Raw genomic sequence first — 18,469 nt, 5'->3', positions numbered from 1 at the left:
GTGCTCGAGTTATCCACAGGGAACATGACTAATCCACAGGTTTTGCCCGTTTTCTGTGTATAACTGAGACGTTTGTCTCGAGGGTTGGTACCCGTCAGGGCCGGACGACCACGAGGGTGAACGGCCCGATATCGGTGACCTGGAAGCGCGGATCCTCGAAGAGTTCCTTGGGGAACGCCACCTGGTAGCGCTTCACATTCGGATCGTTCGGGTAGACGTCCTTGGCCAGCCGCAGCGAGTAGGAGTCCCCGGCCTGCCGGAAGAGGAAGGCGTCGGGCGCCCGCCACGGGCTCTGTCGCAGCGCGGTCACCAGCTCATCGGGCGTCTGGAGCTTCGACCAGCGCTCGATCTCGGCCGCCCGGCCCGTGAAATCGGCGAGTGGGTTGGCGTAGTGCGAGGTCAGCGCCTGGAATCCGAAGTACGGGTAGATGGACAGGAAGCTCATGTCGGCGGTCAGTACCACCGATTCGTCGCGTGCCCGCCCGGTCTGTTCCAGCAGCTCGGCGTCGATCTCCTGGTAATAGGACACGGCCGAGGGCGGACGCTGATCCGCGCGCACTCCGTCGCCGTCGGTATCGGTGTACGCGGTGGTGATCTCCGGCGCGAGAATGTCCGGAATCTGCTGGCTGAAGCCGACCGCGCCGATCACGGCCACCGCCGCGACCACGGCCCGGAACCGGCCCGGCTCATTGATCACCTGGTAGAGCGCCCGCGCACCCTCGACGAAGCCGAAGGCACCCGCCGCGGCCAGCACCACCTGCAACACCGGCTCCAACCGGAACGACAGCAGCGTGCTGCCCGCCGCGGTGAACAGCATGGACAGCAGGCACCACAGGTAGACGGCCACCGCGCCGATCGCCAAAGCCTGTGCCCGCCGCGAACTTCCAACCCGCAGCACCAGCCAGACGACGCCGATCAGGCACAGGCCGCCCAGCAGCGAGAACTCCAACATCGGCAGGGGCAGTCGCGAACCGCTCTCCGGCAGGTAGTGCAGGGCGGTGCCGGAGCTGGCGGTGGTGCCGCTCAAAGCTTTCGCGAAATACGGCCCCCACACAATGAGCGCCAGCAGGCCGGAGAGCGCGCCGATCCCGATGAGCCGCAAGGCGATCGGCCAGACGGTGGGCCAGACGCCCGGGATCTCGGCCTTGGTGCGGCGCTGTACGCGCAGCGCGGAATGCCTTGCGCGCAAGGCGATCACCGCCGAGGCCAGCGCCATGAGCGCCACGGCGAAGGCCGCGATGAGGAAGTACAGCGTGTAGAAGGTGGCCATCAGCCCGAGGAACAGGCCGGTGCCGATGACCGCGCCCCAGCCGCCCGCCGTCGGCGTGGTGGCGCCACCCGCGAATTCGACCGGGCGATACAGTGCGCCCCAGGCCAGGATCAGCACCGGCGGCAACAGCACGACCAGTACGGCGCTGTAGGCCTCCGGCGAAGCGAAAGCGATGGTCACGGCCGTGACGGCCGCCGCCACCGCGACCGCCCAATCGGCGCGAACCAGCTTGGACCACAGCACGAGCGCCACCACCGAGGCAACGGCCAGCGCCACGATGGCCCACGGCTTGAACGCCGCCCACCCGTCGAGTCCGGTCAGATTCGCGAAACGCCCACCCAGCCAGAACCATCCGCCCGGGTAGTACGGCGGCAGGTCGATGTAGTTCATATCGCGCAGCGCCGCGCTGTCGGTCAGCCGCGTCAGATACTGCGTGCGGAACTCCTGGTCCACCGAGAGGCCGAGCAGATACAGCTTGGTCGCGCCCAGCGGCATACCCAGCGTCACCGTCACGAAGGTCGAAATGCCCACCCAGGACAGCAGTTTCGCCACCCACGGCCATTTCCGCACCCGAATCAGCCAGATCGCCGCGACCAGTACGGCCAATGCGACGACCTGCCCGACGGTGGTCAGCGACCGCGTGACATTCGAGGAGTTGAACGCGGGCCACTGCACCGACGAGAACGCCACCAGGCCGATACCCGCCACCACGGTGGCGACCACCGCCGCCAGCACCGCGTCCCCGATCGCATTGCCCGCCAGCCGCGCCAGCACCGTGCCCTTGTTTCGCACTCCGCCTCCGGATTCTCGGTCACCGCGTTCCGCCGCGCGTCAGCCTAACCGTCGCTTGTGCCCGTACCGCGCAGCCACGGGCCGCATATGCCGACTGCCGCACCTTCGGGTGAAGGTGCGGCAGTCTTGGGTCTGTCGGATACCGGTCCTAGACCGGCAGCTTGCGGAAGATCGCGCGCGGCACATGCCGCAGGATCATCATCACGTAGCGGAAAGTGCCTGGGGCCCAGACGATTTCCTTGCCCTTGGCGGATCCGGCGACCGCCAGCGCGGCCACGTCCTCCTTGTTCACGGTCAACGGCGCTTCCTTGACGTGCGCCGACATGCGGGTGCGCACCTGGCCGGGGCGGATGACCGTGACACGCGGGCCGTGCGGGCGCAGCGCCTCGCCGAGTCCCAGGTAGAAGCCGTCCAGTCCGGCCTTGGTGGAGCCGTAGACGAAATTGGAGCGGCGCACGCGTTCACCGGCGACCGAGCTCATGGCGATGATGCGGCCGTAGCCCTGCGCCTTCATCTTCTCGCCGAGCAGCACGCCCACCGAGACGGCGGCGGTGTAGTTGAGTTCGGCGGCGATCACGGCCTTGCGCTGGTCCTGCCACAGCTCCTCGGGATCGCCGAGCATGCCGAAGGCCACGATGGCGACATCCACATCGCCGCGCGCCCACGCCTGGTCGACGACCTTGGGGTGGCTGTCCATGTTCAGGGCATCGAAGTCGATGACCTCGACCTCGGAAGCGCCCGCCGCCTGCATGGCCGCGACCGACTGCTCGCGCAGCGGATCACCCGGCACCATGGCCAGGACGACGCGGGCGGGGCCCTTCTTCAGGTACTCCGAGCAGATCGCCAGACCGATCTCGGAGCTGCCGCCCAGCAGCAGAATGGTCTGCGGATTCCCGACCGCATTGATCACTGAAGCTCCAGCCTTCTCGCCATATCGGACATGAAAACGCCTGTGGGATCGACATTTCGGCGGACCTTGATCCACTCGTCGATCCGGGGGTACATCTTGTGGAAGGTCTCCGCGGTGGTCCGGGAGTCCTTGCCGGTGTAGAGCCGCCCGCCGAACTCGAGCACGCGCCGATCGAGATCGGAGACGAACTCGTTGAGGCCCTCGGAGATCGGGAAGTCCACGCAGATGTTCCAGCCCGGCATCGGGAAGCTCAGCGGTGCTTGGTTACCCGGGCCGAACAGCTTGAAAACGTTGAGGAACGAGTAGAACCCGGACCGCTGGATATCGACGATGATGCGCTTGAACTCGTCGACCGACTCCGGCGGCACCACGAACTGGTACTGCAGAAAACCGTTGGAGCCGTAGCCGCGGTTCCACTCGCCCAGCATGTCGAGCGGGTGGTAGAACTGCGTCAGATTCTGCACCTTGCCCCGGTAGGTGCCCGACTTGCGGTACCAGAGCTCGCCGATGGGCGTGAAGGTGTACTTGTTGGCCAGCCCGTTGGGGAACACGTCCGGCAGCGTGAAGAAGGTCTTGCCGTTGAACTTCAGCGGATCCTTCTGCAGCTTCTCGGGCAGCTGGTCCAGCTTGGCCAGATTGCCGCGCGAGATGGCGGCGCGGCCCAGCTTGGGGGCCGGGCTGATGGCATCGAACCACGCGGAGCTGTACTCGTATTTGTCTTCCGAGCCGTCGCTGTGGAAGGCGATGGTGTCGTCGAGGGTCGGCGTGACATCGCCGTCGGCAATGAAATACGCCGTCTCGGTGGGCGTCATCTCGATGGTGGCGCGCAGGATGATGCCGGTCAGACCGCAGCCGCCCACGGTCGCCCAGAACAGCTTGGCGTTCTTCTTCGGCGTGATGTGGTGCACGGTGCCGTCGGCGGTGAGCAGGTCCATGGACCGCACGTGATTGCCGAAGCTGCCCGCGCTGTGGTGGTTCTTGCCGTGGATATCGGAGCCGATGGCACCGCCCACGGTCACCTGGCGGGTACCCGGCAGCACCGGCACCCAGAGCCCGAACGGCAACGCGGCCTTCATGAGCTGATCGAGATTCACGCCGCCGTCGACATCGACCAGTCGGGTCGCGGCGTCGATCTTGTGAATCTTGTTCAGCGCGGTCATATCGACGACCAGGCCGCCCGCGTTCTGCGCATTGTCGCCATAGGAACGGCCGAGGCCGCGCGCGATGACGCCGCGCCGCAAATGCGCTGGCTTGGATTCGTTGTCCTCCGCGACCATGGCGACCGCCTTGGCGATCAGCTCCGGATCACCGGTGGAGAGGACTTCGGATGTTGTCGGTGCGGTGCGACCCCACCCGGTGAGCTTTCGGGTCCGCGTAGGCAGTGCGTACGCGCCCTCACTCGCCGAGCTGCTCTCGGCGGCACCCGCGGTGGTGGTCTGAGCTTTCGTGGACATCGGGATAGAGGCTACAGGCATAACCGGCCATCGGCTGGTGCCCTTCGATGTGCGCGGCATTACCCTTCAGGCTTGTGACCGCGGAACCCCACCTGCCCCTGCCGCCCGAGCTGCCCCTGGTCGACGAGCCCGGTGGCACGGATGTCGATCTGAAGACCCAGATCATCAGGTTCGGCCTGACCGGGGGTTTCTCGGCGATCGTCGACTTCGGCATCTACGTGCTGCTCATGAGCGTGGTCGGGGTGCCGCGCGATATCGCGAAAGCGATCAGCTTCATAGCGGGCACCACCACCGCCTACCTCATCAATCGGCGGTGGACCTTCCAGGCTCCGCCGAGCCGCAAGCGGTTCATCGCGGTGGTGGTGCTCTACGCGGTCACCTTCGCCGCGCAGGTCGGCATGAATGCGGTGCTGAACGAAGTGCTGCCGCAGATGAAGGTCGAGGTGGCGGGGCACACGTTCACCGGCGCGGTTCTGGTGGCGTTCGTGGTCGCCCAGGGGATCGCGACGGTGATCAACTTCATCGTGCAGCGTGCGGTGATCTTCAAGATCCACTGAGGGGATACCGACTCACGACGTTCTACTGGGAGTTCAGTACTCCACGAGGGCTTTGGTTTCGGCTTTGGTGTGGAAGTAGTCGCCGCCCTTGGCGCGGATGTTGTCGGTGCCCCATTGGCGGGGTTCGCGAGGGGCGGGGACGAGGTGGGGGATGTGTTTGCGGCAGTGGATGTAGGCCTCTTCGACGTCGACGACGACCCAGCGTTCTATGGTGCGGCCGCGTTCGTCGTGGGGGAGGCCGTGCACGCAGCGGCGGAGCAGCGCGTCGTCGACCACGCGGGCGGTGCCGTTGATGTGCAGGCCGATGAGGTCCTGCACGAAGTCGATCATGAGGATGCCGATGTGCGGGTTCTCGAGGATGTTTCCGAGACTCGCCATCACGCCGTTGCCGCGCAGCTCGGGGTAAGCGACGGTGTGCTCGTCGATAACGTGGAGGAAGCCAGGCTGTCCGGCGCGGAAGCTGGAATCGCACTCGCCGTGTTTATCCGACGTCGCGATGAAAGCCATATCCATTCGGCGGATGAATTCGATCATGTGCGCATTGAGTCGTTCCCGCACTTGATCTCGATAGAAGCGTTCCGCCCGATCTTCGGTGGAATAGCGTTCTTGCAGTTCGCGTTCGCCGTCGCTGCCGTTTCTGATACCGGGCATCGTGCGCCCCCTCTGGTAGCTGGAGTCCGGATGGGAGAGGCTCGGCCGCGAACATCGGCCATCCGAAATCCTATACGGTTTAACTATTTTCATGTGGCGAATGGATGAAACGACGCATCTGCCCTGGTGGGGCTCGGTCGACTGGCGTCGGACAAACGTTCTCGGGCGAGAGTCCTCTCGAATGAAAATTCGCGCAAGGGACCTAAGTCGCTTAGCTGCGCGTGTGCTGATCACACAGGGGGCGGGCACATCTGCGAGTTACGCTGTGCGCGCGTGGATTTCGCAATCCTGATTTGTCCTTTTTGCATACTTTTGTCCGAGTTTCATGGCGTCATCCCCCTTGCATAAGACCGGAAGGTCAGTTTGCTTTGCGCTCCAACGCCATTCGGTCGACCACCGTCACCGACCCTCGGCCCAATCGGACCACGCCCTGATCCTCGAGTTCGCGGAGCACCTTGTTCGCGGTTGCTCGCGTCGTGCCCGCCATGGACGCGAGATCCTCCTGGGTGAGCCGAATATGCGGGGTACGCCCCCCGTACACCCGCGCCAGATGTGCCAGCCGCCGCAACACCCGGGTGTCCACCGGCAGGTACAGCGCCTCCAACACCGCCGCCGAGAGCCGCCGCACCTGCGCCGCCAACGACGCGGTGAGGAACCGCTCCACCTGCGGATGCTGTTGGCGCAGTTGATCGAGACGATCCCGGCTGAGCGTGAGCGTCTCCACATCGGTGACCGCCACGATGGTCGCGGTGCGCCGCGCGTCCGGACTCAGAATCGCCTGCTCGCCGAACATTTCCCCCGGCCCCAGAATGGTGAGCGTGGCGGTGTGCCCGAGCGGCGTGGTGACCCGCACGATGAGCCGTCCACTGCTGATCAGATGCAGGCAATCACCGGGATCGCCTTCGTGGCAGACGATATCGCGTCGACGGAACCGTCGCGGCGTACAGGCGGCGATGAGCTCGCGCCGCTCGCTCGGCGTCAGCCCGCCCAGAATCTCGAACTCCATACCGCCTCATCTGCCTACGCTCGCTCAGCGCAACGCCTCGAGCTCGTACACGCTGACCGGATCGCGCTTGCCCTTGATGTCGAACGCGCCGAGATCGCGCACCACCGCGTGCTCGCCCAGCCGCGCCCGGGTCAGCGGTCCGACCACCACCGTCCCCGGTTCGGCCAGCGACTCCAGCCGGGCCGCCAGATTGGTGGTGTCGCCGATGGCGGTGAAGTTCCGCATCTGCGGCGCTCCCACATTCCCGACCAGCGCCGGTCCGGTGTTCACTCCCACCCGAAACATCGGCCAGTCGTCGCGATGCGCAACATCGACGCGCTCGCGCACCTCCCGCACCGCCCGCTGCAGGGCCATCCCCGCCCGCGCCGCCCGCAACGCGTGATCGTGTTGCCGCACAGGGGCGTTGAAGAGGGCCATGACGGCATCGCCGACGAACTGCACCACCGTCCCGCCCTGCGCCAGGATCTCGGGCACGATGACGCCGTAGTAGGTGTTCAACATCCGCACCACTTCACTCGGCCCCACCCGCTCCGCGAACGGCGTGAATCCGCGCAGGTCGGCCATGAGCACGCTGACCTCGTGCAGCTCCCCACCGAGCCCCGCCTGCGACGGATCGGCGATCAGCGCGGTGGCCACCGCGGGTGACATGTACGACCGAAACAACCCGTCCAACTGCTGATAGAGCCGAGCGTTCTCCAACACCGTCGAGGCCTGCGCCGCGAACGACCGCGCCACCGCCTGCTCGGCCGCACCGAGCGGTACCGCGGGTCCGGGCGCGCCCGGGGGGCTCGGCGGCACGGAAGGTGCGGCCGGACGGGTGATTTCGAGTACCCCGGCCTGAAACCCCTTGACCATCAAGGGAAACTGGAACGAGCCCGGATGCGGTGGATATCCGTCCTCGAAGTACAGCCGTCCCTGCCGCAAGATCCCGATCCGAACGATATCCCGGTCGAAGGCGAAGCTGGCCAGCCGCTGAATCTCCCCGAGCAGCTGCCGTTCACCCCGAATCACACTGGACCGCTCGCCCACGGCCACCAGCGCCCCGAGCCGCCGCACCTGCTCGCGCTCGTTCCCCAATGCCTGGGCGCTCTGCTGCAATACCGCCACCTGACGCTCGGTCAGCCCGAAGCGCCGCGCCAACCGCTGCCCGACGGCTCCGAGCGGCTCCGCCGCCGCCACGCCCCCGGTGGCCCGCTGGTCCATGGCCGCGACCATCTCCTCCAGCGCCCGCGCGTAATCGCGCTGGATGGCCTGCACCGTGCTGCGCAGGGTGACGCTGTCGAACAGCCCGCGCGCGGAACCCTCGCGTACGAAGGTCCGGTGCGCGCTGATGGCGATCAGCGCGAACGCCGCACCGAGCAGCACATGCCACTCCCACCACGACACCCGCCAGCTGCGCCCGAAGCCCACCGCGAACAGCGCCTCCGCCAACAGCACGAAGGCGGTGAGCACACTGAGCACCACCGTCCCGCGATTGCGCAGGTACAGATACGCGTACCGCCCCGCCGCCACCAGATAGCAGGCGGCCCCGAGGAAGGCGGCCGCCACCAGCGGTCCCTGCACCTCCGCCGGATCGGGCACCGCGTCGAACGGCGGCACCCGGGTCAGCGACAGCAGCGCCCATACCGCCATGAGCGTGATGGGCAGCGCCCCGAGGACTTCGGTGTACCGGTGCGCCCGCGCCGTCGGCCCGTACTCCACCGCCGAGGCCAGCGCCGCCAGCCCGCCCAGCACCAACCCGACCGGCACCGCCGCCGTGAACCCCACATTCGACGAGCTCAGAATGATGCCGGGGGTGGCCAGCGCGTGCAGCCCGAGGAATCCCGAATTCAATTGGAACACCAGCGAAACCAGGATCAATCGCATATCCCGGTGATTGCGGCCCGCCCGCAACAGCAGCACCGCCAGCGCCAGCGAGACCAGCGCCGCGCCGAGGATCAGCCAGAAGTGAATGCCGTGGTGCTGGAATTCGTGATCCAGCTGCGGCCGGGCGACGAGCAGCCACAGCCCGGCGATGGGCAGGCTGACGTGCACCAGCCACAGCAGCATCCGAACAGGCGACATGCGGATACCGGATTCACGCGGGCGTGAGTGTCACCGGCACACCGTTGAACACGGCGTTGCCGGAGGGCACATCGACGAGCGAATCATCGGTCAGCACATTGGCATTCACCCCGGCGTGCTCGCGCGCCACCGTCTGCGCGCTGTCCCCGTGGCCCCAGCCGTGCGGCAGGCTCACCACGCCCGGCATGATCTCCTCGGTCGGCTCGAGCGGCACCGTCAGCGTTCCGGCGGCCGATTTCACCACGGCGTGGCCGTTGAGGCCGAGTCGCGCCACATCGTCGGGATGAATATGCAGCGTGCACCGGTTCGACCCGCCCACCAGCGGCGCGACATTGTGCATCCAGCTGTTGTTGGACCGCAGCTGCCGCCGCCCGATGAGCACCATCTCCGGTGCGCCGTCACCCAATCGCGCGCGCAGCCGCGCCACATCGGCCATCAGCTGCGGCGGGGCCAGCTCCACCTTCTTCGAGGCGGTGAGCAAGAGGCCGGGTAGGCGCGGCCGCAGCGCTCCCAGGTCGACGCCGTGTGGATTGTCCAGCAGCACTTGCAGATTCAACCCCTGCGGTGCGATCGCGGGGACGGGCTCGCGGTCGCTGTTCCACTCGCCGTACGGTCCGAGCCGCAGCATCATGTCGATGCGCTGTTCGGTGGTGTTCTCTCCGATGAGTTCCAGTCGCCGGTCGAGAAGTCCGGCCTTGCCCAGGGTGCCCGCGATGACGAGTTCGTCCACGGCTTCGAGCGCACCCTGCCCCTCCGGAGGCCGCTGCCCGCTCACCGCCATGGCCAGGCGCGCGATGACCTCCGCCTCCGATATCCGATCGCCGAGCGGGATCTGCGGGCGCGAATAGCGCGCGTAATCGCGCACGGCGAAATTGAGCAGCGCGAAGTCGTAGTGCGGCGCCTGGAGCACGCGCGGCGGCGGCAGGATGACATCCGCGTGCCGGGTGGTCTCGTTGAGGTAGCGGTCCACACTCACCATGAAGTCGAGTCCGGCGAAGGCGGTACCGAGCCGCGCCCCACTGGGCGCGGACAGCACCGGGTTCCCGGCCACCGTCACCATGGCGCGAATCTGCCCCGCACCGGGGGTGTTGATCTCGTCGGCGAGTGTGGCGACCGGAAGTTCGCCGACCGCCTCGGGCAGCTCCCGCACCCGGCTGCGCCACCGCCCCAGCCGAAACGGCTTGGACCGCACGATCCCCAGCGCCGCCCCGGTGGCGAACATGGCGCCGCCGGGGGAGTCGAGATTCCCGGTGAGCACATTGATCACATCCACCAGCCATTGGGTGACGGTGCCGAATTCCGCTGTACACGTGCCGATTCGGGCGTACACGACCGCTGTCGGCGCGGCGGCCAGCTCGCGCGCGATCCGCACCACGGTCTCGGCGGCCACGCCCGTGCGTGCGGCCACCACCTCGGGCGGGAAATCGGCTGCGGCCACGCGAATCTCGTCCAGCCCTTCGACGTCGACCCGAATATCGGCGAGGCCCTCGGCGAAGAGCGTGTGCACGATCCCGAACAGCAGGTACGCGTCGCTGCCCGGTCGCACGAACAGATGCTCGTCAGCGAGTTTGGCCGTGCGCGTGCGCCGCGGATCCACCACCACCAAGCGCCCGCCGCGCTTGCGCAGCGCCTTCAACCGCCCCGGGAAATCCGGTGCGGTGCACAGCGATCCATTCGATTCGAGCGGGTTCGCGCCCAGCATGAGCAGGTAGTCGGTGCGATCCAGATCCGGTACGGCGACGGTCAGCGGATCTCCGAACATGAGTCCGCTCGCGACCTGTTTGGGCATCTGATCGGCGGTGCTGGCGGAGTAGAAATTGCGAGAAGCTATCGCCCGCAACAGGACCGGCAAGTACAGCGCACCGGCGACGGTGTGCGCGTTGGGATTTCCCACATAGACGCCGACGGCCTGATTGCCATACTGCTTGGTGATCGCCGGAATCCGTTCCCCGACAAGCGCGAACGCCTCCTCCCAGCTCGCCGCTCGCCACGCATCGGTGGCACGATCGCGAATCATGGGACCGGCCAACTGATCCGGATCCTCGTCCAAGGCCCCGAGGCTGGCACCCTTCGGGCACAGGAAACCGCGGCTGAACGGATCGGCCTGGTCACCGCGTACGGCCGTGACGTGATCGTGGGAATCGACGGTGATCTCGAGCCCGCACACCGCTTCACAGAGTGGGCAGGTGCGCAGCAGCGTCCGGGCGCTGTCCGTGACGGGGGTCATACCTCATCATCGCCCCCGGGACCGACAGGCGAAACACGAAATCCGTCATGTCAGCGTCATGTGCTCTGTGTCGGCGCGACGACACAGCGAATGTAGGCCCGCGGACAGACCCGCGCGCCGATCACGATCAGGCTTGCCACATGCGGTTTCTGGAACGAACTCGAGCCCTCGAAGCGCTACAGGCCGCCCGCCGGAATGTCGCGGCGGGCACCGGAACGGTGGTCGAAGTGACCATCGCGGGCGAAACCGGCCTGTTCGTGCGCACCACCCCGACCCCCGGCCCGCTGTGCCGCCAGGCCCTGCGCACCCATCCGGCCGGTCTCACACCCCGCCAACAGGATGTCCTCGAACTGGTCGGCGTCGGCCTCACCAATGCCGAAATTGCCGCCCACCTGGTTCTTTCCGTGCGCACGGTGGACCATCACGTCTCATCCATCCTGGGAAAACTGAACGTCCCCAATCGCCACGCCGCCCGCGCCGCGGCCCTCGACCACCAGGCCGACCCGCACGATCACACCCCACGCCAGCCCGCGCGACGACGCCGACGGCGCGTTACCCCGGCTATCGGACACCTGATGCGCAGCGCCTGACCCAGTCCGAACGGACGCGCCCCCTTCGGCGATTCGAAGGGGGCGCGTCCTCGCGTTCATATTCCACGCACGCCAAAACCGCGGGTGCCGGGGAGCACCCGCGGTTCGCGAGCTTCAGACCAGTCCTCTTCAGGAGGCGATACGCGACACCTGAGGCTTGCGGCCGGATACGGCGGCGCGGACGGCGGCGGCGAGGGCCACCACCGGCGGAACCCACCGGGCTTCCTGCGGGGCGACGCCCCAGCAGGCCGAACCCGCGGCGGACAGCTGAGTCGGCGGCAGCGTGATGCCCGCGCCGTCGGTGTGGACCACGGCACCGGCGGCGCGCAGCGCCTCGATCGCCATGGCGGCCTTGCGGACGCCGGTCACCAGGTGGATTTCGCGGCGCTCGGTGCCCGGAATCTCGATCACCGGTCCGGACAGGTTGTTGGCGCGCAGGAAGCGACGCACGAACGCGGCGGTCTCGCCGGTTACCTCGATGCCCGAAAGGTTCTCGTCGGTGATCAGGCAGATGCCGTTGGCCGTTTCGGCGACCGTCCAGCCGCGCTGCTTGTATTCCTGCGCAGTAGCGGCCAGGACAGCGGCCGTGACGGAAGACGAAAACGTCGTACGCACTGGATTCTCCATTCCCCGGTAGATCTAGGTCCTGCTCTGTGCGGGGTATCGCCTCCCGGTGTCCGAGGCGTTACAGCTTCTTTTTCACGCGTCTTCGTTCGCGACTCCAAAACAGACAGCTTTCCGTTGTAGGTGGCGCCATCGGGTCATTGGCACTCGTGCGCCATCTGCGGACTGGTGGCAGCGACCAGCGAGAACACGGAAATCGCTCGCGCGTGCCCGATTCCGCGCGTGATACACCCCGAAACGGGAAGTGTCGGAGAACACACCGTGCGGAACTGTAACCCGATACCGAGTGCGACAGACTGGCTCGTGCCGGAAGTCCGGTGGGAGAGGAGAACTTTCACCCATGGCCGACCAATCGGGGGACGGGTCCGAAGCCGAGGAGTTCGGGACGGAGTCGCGCTGGGTGGCGCTCAAGGGTTCGGCGGTGCGTCGCCTGTCCGAACATGCCGCCGAGGATGATTCGGAGCAGCCGCCGGTCGAACCTTTCACCAGTCCAAGCGCATTCGGCTCGTGGAGCGTGGATGCCTTCCGCAGCCTGTTCGACCTGCAATTTCGCCGCACCGCCACCCGCACGCTGCTGCCGCTGGCCTATTTGTTGGGTCTCGCGGGGGCCTTCGCCATTCCGATCGCCACCACCGTGCTGCTGCTGCGCTCCTCGGTGTGGATGGGCGTAGTGTTCGCGGTGGTCTTCGCGGTTCCGTTGGGCCTCACCATCGCGGCGGTGGTGCGTCTGCTGCTGGAGTTCCTGGTGAACGCCTCGCGGCTGGCCAGTCGGGTGGAGCACATCGCGGTACTGGCCGACGATCTGTTCCAGGCCCTCTCGGATGTGGCCGAACCGGTCAATCAGCTCTCCGAGGATATGCGCGCGGTGCAGTTCTGGCGCTTCAGGAAGCGCAACTCCCGCAAGTAGATTCGTCCCCCCGCGGGCGAGCGTAGCGCTGCGGTGGTATCTCGCGTCCATGGATTGCCGAGTTTCTCTGTGCAACAATGCGATCGCACACTGTAAGGGGGACGAATGGCTTTACCTCAGGGGATTACCGGTTCGACCATGCCGCGTCGGCAGCTCGGTCGACAGCTGCGTGACCTGCGCAATCGCGCCCGTATGACAACTCGCGTCGCGGCCCAGCGGCTGGAATGGTCCGAGGCCAAGATCTGGCGCATCGAGACCGGGCAGACGTCGTTGCGCAGCCTCGATGTCGAGGCCATGTGCCGTATCTACGGCGCACCCGAGGACGCCATTCAACCGCTCGCCGCGCTGGCCCGCGAGACCAAGGCCCGCGGCTGGTGGACCGAATTCAGCGATGTGATCGATGAGGGGTACGAGGTCTACATCGGGCTGGAGGAGGCCGCCGCCCGGCTCACCACCTACGAGAACGAGCTGGTACCAGGGCTTTTGCAGACCGAGGACTATATGCGCGCGGTCCTCGCGGAGGCGTTCCCGGGTATCACCGCCGAACAGATGGACCGCCGGGTGCGGGTGCGGGCCGCGCGCCAGCAGTTGCTGACTCGCGCCGATTCGCCCCTGCAATTGGATGTGGTGGTCGCCGAATCGGTGCTGTGGCATCGCATCGGCGGTACCGCGGTGACCGCCGGACAGCTGGAGCGCTTGCGGCAGTTGACCGAACTGCCGAATGTGCGGCTGCGCGTGGTGCCCGCCGAGTGCGGCTACCACCACGGTATGGATGCCGGGCGCTTCGTCCTGCTGGAATTCCCGGCCACCGCGGGCGATGTGCCCGAACCGCCGGTGGTGTACGTCGAAACCCTCACGGGCTCGTCGTATTTGGACAAGGACCACGATGTCGAGCGCTACCGTGACGCGTTCAAGGCCGTCGCGGGTATCGCGGTCGACGCGGTGCCGGTGCTCGAGAGCATCAGCGCCGCCGTCTGACGCACTCGCGCCGATGCATTGGCGTATCCGGTCATTGCCCGAGGTAAGTGACACGGGTTACAGTCGGTGCTAGCAGGGTGCTTGCAACTGCGAGCGGGGAATCCCCTGTGGAATGAGCAGACAAAGGAGTCTGACCATGACGGGTGTGAGCACCGGCGGTTCGTTCGATGGCGACGCCCCGACCGGGCAGATGCTCGTGGACGACCGCTTCACCGCGGTGGCCGCGAAATTCTTCTCGATCTTCCGTCGCCCCAGGGCGGGAGGTGGCGCGTTCGCGGTCTTTCTCGACGGCGAACCGGTGCTCGACATCTGGGCGGGCTGGGCCGATACCGACCGCCGCTGGCGCGCCGACACCATGGCGCTGTCGTACTCGACCAGCAAGGGCGTGGCGGCCACGGTCGTCAACCGCCTGGCCGATCGCGGCATCCTGGACTACGACACCCCCGTCGCCGAGTACTGGCCGGAATTCGCGGCGAACGGCAAGGGCGACATCACCCTTCGCGACGTGCTGCGCCACCGCGCCGGAGTGCAGCGGATGCGCGGCCTGCTCGACGACCCCGAGGATCTGCTCGACCACGACAAGGTGGCCGCCGCCATCGCCGAGCAGGCCCCGGATCCACTGCGCCACAAGGCTTCCGGCTATCACGGCCTGAACTTCGGCACCATTGTCGCCGAGATCGCCCAGCGCGCCACCGGGCGTCCCTTCACCGACCTGGTCCGCACCGAACTCGCGGAACCGCTGGGCGACAACGACTTTCACTTCGGCGTCGCACCCCGGCACCGGCACCGCGTCGCCCGCCTGTCCCCGGGTTTGAGCATCGGCAAGGTGCCGTTCGACCGATGGGTGGGCCTGGGTTCTCGCATTCGCGCCCTGGACTCCGCGCGCAGCGCCATCTACGACGGCTGGACCGAGATGTCCATCGGCGACCGGCCCTACGACGCCATGATGCCCGGCTGGAACGGCGTCTTCACCGCCCGCGCCCTGGCCAAGATGTACGGCGCGCTCGCCAATGACGGCATGGTCGGGCACCGCCGCCTGCTGCGCCGCGAGACCACCGACCTCATCGCCCAGATGCCCCCGAACAGCCGCTACGACTACGTCCTCGGCGGACCACCGCATTTCGCCCTCGGCTACCACCGCGCCATCGTCGGGGCCAGCCTCACTCGAAAGGCCTTCGGCCACTTCGGTATCGGCGGCTCCGGCGGTATCGCCATGCCGAGCGTCGGCGTGGGCATCGGCTTCGTCACCAACCATCTCGGCTACCCGGTCATGACCCTGGGCGACGCGCGCCTACCCCTACTCGCGGCCATGACCCAACGCGCGGCCCGCGCCGCCCAGGGCGGCGTCGCGCAGCACCGCCCCGCGGCGGCCGCGAGCTGATTCAGCTCTCGCGCTTGATCTTTCGCCAGCCACCGGCCCGATTGTTTGCGATGATCTGGCGGAACATGGTGAGCAGCGCGGGCGCGTTGATCTTCTCGCCCTCGTGAATCGAGATCATCCGAGCGGTCTTGTTGTCGTGCCCGCCGGTGATGATCCCCTCTGGGTCGGGCACGATCGCGCCGTCGTAGAGAAAGATGTTCACATGCGTCTTCGCGGCGAGCAGGGCGCAGATATTGCCCTGCAGGACGAAGTACGGCCGCACGGTGCGCTTGATGGTCTCGGCCACCTCGGGGTCGGCCTCGTGCACCAGATCCCGTACCTCGTGGCAGACGGCCCGCTGCCATTCCGGTAGTGGGTCGATGTACGCGTCGACGCGCGGGTCCTTCGTATAGGACATACGCGCAGCCTAGGTCAGAGTTCGCGCACCCGTGCGGAATCGGGTCAGCGCAGCGACTGCTCCAGCACCTCGCGGTGCGTGGGGGCGGCGGCGCGGTGCAGCTCCCGGCCCTTCTCGGTGAGGCAGACGAAGATCGCGCGGCGGTCCTCGGTGCACAGGCTGCGGTTGACCAGGCCGTCGCGCTCGAGGCGGGCGACCGCGCGCGACAGCGCGCTCTGGCTGAGATGGATGTCCCCGGCCAGGTCGCTCATCTTGTAGCTCTCCGCGCCCGCGTCCACGAGCCGGTCGAGGGTTTCGAATTCACTGAGCCCGATGCTGTGACGGCCCTGGAGCTCCTTTTCGAGCGCACAGGAGGTGACCGCGTGTCGGGCGAGCAGATCGCGCCACTGCGCCACCAGTTCCGTGGGTGCGGACCGGTCGACGGAGGCTGTCGGCTTCGACATGGGGCCATCTTAGTGGGCGACCGAGACTTATGCAAACGCATTTGATGCTTGCACATTTAATGCATGCGCATGTACTGTCTCCACTCATGACGACAACGGCAACGAAAACGGCTGCGGCACCAGCCGACTCGGTCGGCTGGACCCTGCGTCTGTGGGGCATGCTCATCACCCTGTGCATCGTGCTGTTCCTCGACGGCCTCGACGTGTCGATGATCGGCGTGGCGCTGCCGTCCATCGGAACCGAACTCGACCTCCCGACCTCCACCCTGCAGTGGCTGGTCAGCGGCTACGTCCTCGGCTACGGCGGCCTGCTGCTGCTGGGCGGACGCACCGCCGACCTGCTCGGCCGCCGCAAGGTCTTCCTCATCGCCCTGGCGGTCTTCGCCCTCGCCTCGCTGGCGGGCGCGCTGGTCAGCTCCGGACCGCTGCTCATCCTGACCCGCTTCATCAAGGGCCTGGCCGCCGCCTTCACCGCGCCGACCGGCCTGTCGATCATCACCACCAACTTCGCCGAGGGCCCGGCCCGCAACAAGGCGCTCTCCATCTACACCGTGTTCGGTGCGGGCGGCTACTCCATGGGCCTGCTGTTCGGCGGCCTCATGACCGGACTCGGCTGGCGCTGGACCTTCCTGCTGCCGGTGCCCGTCGCGCTCGCGGCCCTGATCGCGGCCATCTTCCTGCTGCCCAAGGACAAGCCCGCCGAAGAGGGCGGCCACGACATCCTGGGCGCGGTGCTCTCCACCGCCGCCATGCTGCTGCTGGTCTACACCGTGGTCACCGCCCCCGAGGTCGGCTGGCTCTCGGCGCGCACCCTCGGCTCGTTCGCGGTCGCCGTGGCGCTGTTCGTCGGATTCGTCGCGGTGGAGAAGCGGGTGCGCTACCCGCTGGTTCGCCTCGGCATCCTGCGCAAGCCCACCCTGGTCCGGGCCAGCCTGGCCATCATCGCGGTCGGCGGTTCGTACTTCAGCTGGCAGTTCATCACCACGCTGTACCTGCAGGACACCCTGGGCTGGTCGCCGCTGAAGCTGTCGCTCGCGCTGCTGCCGGTGGGTCTGCTGGTGGTCGCCTCGGCCTTCGTCTCCGACAAGCTGGTCGACCGCTTCGGCACCGGCCCGATCATCACCGTCACCATCGTGATCATGGCCATCGGCTACCTGATGTACCTGCGCATCGACACCGCGCCGGACTACCTGACGGTGCTGCTGCCCGCCGTGCTGCTGATCGGTATCGGCTGGGTCGGCTTCCCGGCCATCAATATTCAGGCCACCAGCGGTATCGACGACGACGAACAGGGTCTGGCGGCGGGCGTGCTGCAGACCGCCATGCAGGTCGGCGCGGCCATCGTGCTGGCGGTGACCACCGCCATCGTCACCTCCGGCGTGCACACCGACACCAGCCCGGCCGCGGTCCTGGACAACTACCGTCCGGGTCTGGAATTCGCCGCCGGTGTGGCGATCGTCGGAGCTCTGGTGGCGCTCTCGGCCTACCTGCCGAAGCGGCGCAAGGCGCGGCGCGACGTCGCTCCCGAGGCCGAATTGGAGCTGGTCGGCTAGCCCGACCACGCGGCTCGGGCGGGCATCCCTCACCCCAACCCGGGCCGCCGACGCTGGGGCGCACCGCATCCGCGGTGCGCCCCAGCGTTTTTCGTCGATCAGCCGTTGAGCTTCAGATCCGCCAGGCGCGGGGCGGCGGCATCCTTGGGGGAGCGCAGGAAGGTGAGCGCCTCGCCGTCGCGGCCCACGGTCGGCCAGTCGATGGCCAGGTCCGGGTCGAAAGCGTCCAGATCACGGTCGAATTCGGGGCTGTACTCGAGCGAGCAGAGATAGGTCACCGTGGAATCGTCCGCCAGCGAGAGCAGGGCGTGGCCGAGACCCTCGGCGAGGTAGACCGAGCGACGGTTCACATCGTCGATGATCACGCTGTCCCAGCGGCCGAAGGTCGGCGACCCCGGGCGCAGGTCCACCACCACGTCGAGGAACGAACCACGTACGCACGTCACGTATTTGGCCTGCCCCGGCGGATCCTCGGTGTAGTGGATACCGCGCAGCACCCCGGCCGCCGAGGTGGAGACGTTCACCTGCGACAGGTCGAACGGACGGCCCACCGCCTTCTCGAACTCCGAGGCCTTGAACGCCTCCAGGAAGACCCCGCGCTCGTCGCCGAACTGGCGCGGCGTGAACTCCCACGCCCCGGGTATCGACAGCTCTCGAATCTCCAC

17 protein-coding genes are annotated in these 18,469 nt (G+C 67.2%); 6 read left to right on the top strand and 11 right to left on the bottom strand.

The genetic code is table 11. The annotated features are described in order from the left end of the window. Positions 1-94: 94 nt before the first annotated feature. From ACIBH2_RS28945 to ACIBH2_RS28935, 3 genes are all read right to left on the bottom strand, one after another. Positions 95-2,062: a galactan 5-O-arabinofuranosyltransferase gene (locus ACIBH2_RS28945; protein ID WP_397123172.1), complete on the bottom strand. Its 1,968-nt coding sequence runs from the start codon at positions 2,060-2,062 to the stop codon at positions 95-97. A 148-nt stretch (positions 2,063-2,210) separates the two neighbouring features. Beyond that, positions 2,211-2,972 (bottom strand): decaprenylphospho-beta-D-erythro-pentofuranosid-2-ulose 2-reductase, encoded by a 762-nt coding sequence (locus tag ACIBH2_RS28940; protein WP_397123170.1) that lies wholly within the window; start codon positions 2,970-2,972, stop codon positions 2,211-2,213. Beyond that, a complete protein-coding gene (locus tag ACIBH2_RS28935; RefSeq protein ID WP_397123168.1) occupies positions 2,969-4,426 on the bottom strand; it encodes an FAD-binding protein in 1,458 nt (485 codons plus the stop codon). The genes ACIBH2_RS28940 and ACIBH2_RS28935 overlap by 4 nt, the downstream gene beginning before the upstream one ends. 74 nt (positions 4,427-4,500) lie before the next feature. Between ACIBH2_RS28935 and ACIBH2_RS28930 the strand changes: the two genes are divergently transcribed. After that, the gene (locus ACIBH2_RS28930) at positions 4,501-4,983 is read left to right on the top strand and encodes a GtrA family protein (RefSeq protein ID WP_397123166.1); all 483 of its coding nucleotides are present in this window, start codon (positions 4,501-4,503) and stop codon (positions 4,981-4,983) included. Between the two features lie 33 nt (positions 4,984-5,016). Here ACIBH2_RS28930 and ACIBH2_RS28925 read toward each other — a convergent pair whose 3' ends face one another. The 4 genes from ACIBH2_RS28925 to ACIBH2_RS28910 all read right to left on the bottom strand — a co-directional run bounded on the left by ACIBH2_RS28925 (position 5,017) and on the right by ACIBH2_RS28910 (position 10,931). Further along, on the bottom strand, positions 5,017-5,634 hold the full coding sequence (locus ACIBH2_RS28925; RefSeq protein ID WP_397123164.1) for a pyridoxamine 5'-phosphate oxidase family protein: 618 nt from the start codon (positions 5,632-5,634) through the stop codon (positions 5,017-5,019). Positions 5,635-5,992: 358 nt separating this feature from the next. Further along, positions 5,993-6,640 carry a Crp/Fnr family transcriptional regulator gene (locus ACIBH2_RS28920; protein WP_397123162.1) on the bottom strand — a complete coding sequence of 216 codons (648 nt, stop codon included), beginning with the start codon at positions 6,638-6,640 and terminating at the stop codon, positions 5,993-5,995. 24 nt (positions 6,641-6,664) lie between these two features. Continuing rightward, complete coding sequence (locus ACIBH2_RS28915; protein WP_397123161.1) at positions 6,665-8,704, bottom strand: adenylate/guanylate cyclase domain-containing protein; 2,040 nt, start codon at positions 8,702-8,704, stop codon at positions 6,665-6,667. A gap of 13 nt (positions 8,705-8,717) precedes the next feature. After that, entirely contained in the window at positions 8,718-10,931 is a 2,214-nt protein-coding gene (locus ACIBH2_RS28910; RefSeq protein ID WP_397123159.1) for a molybdopterin-dependent oxidoreductase, read from the bottom strand. A 140-nt stretch (positions 10,932-11,071) separates the two neighbouring features. Between ACIBH2_RS28910 and ACIBH2_RS28905 the strand changes: the two genes are divergently transcribed. Further along, a complete protein-coding gene (locus tag ACIBH2_RS28905) occupies positions 11,072-11,521 on the top strand; it encodes a LuxR C-terminal-related transcriptional regulator (RefSeq protein WP_397123157.1) in 450 nt (149 codons plus the stop codon). A gap of 129 nt (positions 11,522-11,650) precedes the next feature. Here the strand turns inward: ACIBH2_RS28905 and ACIBH2_RS28900 are convergent, their stop codons facing one another. Beyond that, positions 11,651-12,136 (bottom strand): hypothetical protein, encoded by a 486-nt coding sequence (locus ACIBH2_RS28900; protein ID WP_397123155.1) that lies wholly within the window; start codon positions 12,134-12,136, stop codon positions 11,651-11,653. 349 nt (positions 12,137-12,485) lie between these two features. Between ACIBH2_RS28900 and ACIBH2_RS28895 the strand changes: the two genes are divergently transcribed. From ACIBH2_RS28895 to ACIBH2_RS28885, 3 genes are all read left to right on the top strand, one after another. Continuing rightward, the gene (locus ACIBH2_RS28895) at positions 12,486-13,052 is read left to right on the top strand and encodes a DUF4282 domain-containing protein (protein ID WP_397123153.1); all 567 of its coding nucleotides are present in this window, start codon (positions 12,486-12,488) and stop codon (positions 13,050-13,052) included. Positions 13,053-13,157: 105 nt separating this feature from the next. Then, positions 13,158-14,030, top strand: a complete 873-nt coding sequence (locus ACIBH2_RS28890) for a helix-turn-helix domain-containing protein (protein WP_397123151.1) — start codon at positions 13,158-13,160, stop codon at positions 14,028-14,030. A 136-nt stretch (positions 14,031-14,166) separates the two neighbouring features. Then, positions 14,167-15,411, top strand: coding sequence for a serine hydrolase domain-containing protein (locus tag ACIBH2_RS28885; protein WP_397123149.1), 1,245 nt, complete (start codon positions 14,167-14,169; stop codon positions 15,409-15,411). 1 nt (position 15,412) lies between these two features. On the opposite strand, the gene ACIBH2_RS28880 is transcribed toward ACIBH2_RS28885, so the two are convergent. Further along, positions 15,413-15,808: a DUF1801 domain-containing protein gene (locus tag ACIBH2_RS28880; protein ID WP_397123147.1), complete on the bottom strand. Its 396-nt coding sequence runs from the start codon at positions 15,806-15,808 to the stop codon at positions 15,413-15,415. A 44-nt stretch (positions 15,809-15,852) separates the two neighbouring features. Beyond that, a complete protein-coding gene (locus ACIBH2_RS28875; protein ID WP_397123145.1) occupies positions 15,853-16,251 on the bottom strand; it encodes a MarR family transcriptional regulator in 399 nt (132 codons plus the stop codon). A gap of 86 nt (positions 16,252-16,337) precedes the next feature. Between ACIBH2_RS28875 and ACIBH2_RS28870 the strand changes: the two genes are divergently transcribed. Then, positions 16,338-17,804, top strand: coding sequence for an MFS transporter (locus tag ACIBH2_RS28870; protein WP_397123143.1), 1,467 nt, complete (start codon positions 16,338-16,340; stop codon positions 17,802-17,804). Between the two features lie 98 nt (positions 17,805-17,902). Here ACIBH2_RS28870 and ACIBH2_RS28865 read toward each other — a convergent pair whose 3' ends face one another. Further along, positions 17,903-18,469, bottom strand: coding sequence for a dTDP-4-dehydrorhamnose 3,5-epimerase family protein (locus tag ACIBH2_RS28865; protein WP_397124231.1), 567 nt, complete (start codon positions 18,467-18,469; stop codon positions 17,903-17,905).

Source organism: Nocardia sp. NPDC050406, from assembly GCF_044459025.1.
In the GTDB taxonomy this organism is placed as follows: Bacteria; Actinomycetota; Actinomycetes; order Mycobacteriales; family Mycobacteriaceae; genus Nocardia.
Note: the sequence above shows the minus strand (reverse complement) of the source record. Positions and strands in the feature narration are given on the sequence as shown.

Coding starts and splice junctions, on each gene's coding strand:
- ACIBH2_RS28920 (WP_397123162.1), bottom strand. CDS start 6,640: ATGGAGTTCGAGATTCTGGGCGGGCTGACGCCGAGCGAGCGGCGCGAG.
- ACIBH2_RS28875 (WP_397123145.1), bottom strand. CDS start 16,251: ATGTCGAAGCCGACAGCCTCCGTCGACCGGTCCGCACCCACGGAACTG.
- ACIBH2_RS28915 (WP_397123161.1), bottom strand. CDS start 8,704: ATGTCGCCTGTTCGGATGCTGCTGTGGCTGGTGCACGTCAGCCTGCCC.
- ACIBH2_RS28890 (WP_397123151.1), top strand. CDS start 13,158: ATGGCTTTACCTCAGGGGATTACCGGTTCGACCATGCCGCGTCGGCAG.
- ACIBH2_RS28885 (WP_397123149.1), top strand. CDS start 14,167: ATGACGGGTGTGAGCACCGGCGGTTCGTTCGATGGCGACGCCCCGACC.
- ACIBH2_RS28910 (WP_397123159.1), bottom strand. CDS start 10,931: ATGACCCCCGTCACGGACAGCGCCCGGACGCTGCTGCGCACCTGCCCA.
- ACIBH2_RS28925 (WP_397123164.1), bottom strand. CDS start 5,634: ATGCCCGGTATCAGAAACGGCAGCGACGGCGAACGCGAACTGCAAGAA.
- ACIBH2_RS28905 (WP_397123157.1), top strand. CDS start 11,072: ATGCGGTTTCTGGAACGAACTCGAGCCCTCGAAGCGCTACAGGCCGCC.
- ACIBH2_RS28870 (WP_397123143.1), top strand. CDS start 16,338: ATGACGACAACGGCAACGAAAACGGCTGCGGCACCAGCCGACTCGGTC.
- ACIBH2_RS28935 (WP_397123168.1), bottom strand. CDS start 4,426: ATGTCCACGAAAGCTCAGACCACCACCGCGGGTGCCGCCGAGAGCAGC.
- ACIBH2_RS28880 (WP_397123147.1), bottom strand. CDS start 15,808: ATGTCCTATACGAAGGACCCGCGCGTCGACGCGTACATCGACCCACTA.
- ACIBH2_RS28895 (WP_397123153.1), top strand. CDS start 12,486: ATGGCCGACCAATCGGGGGACGGGTCCGAAGCCGAGGAGTTCGGGACG.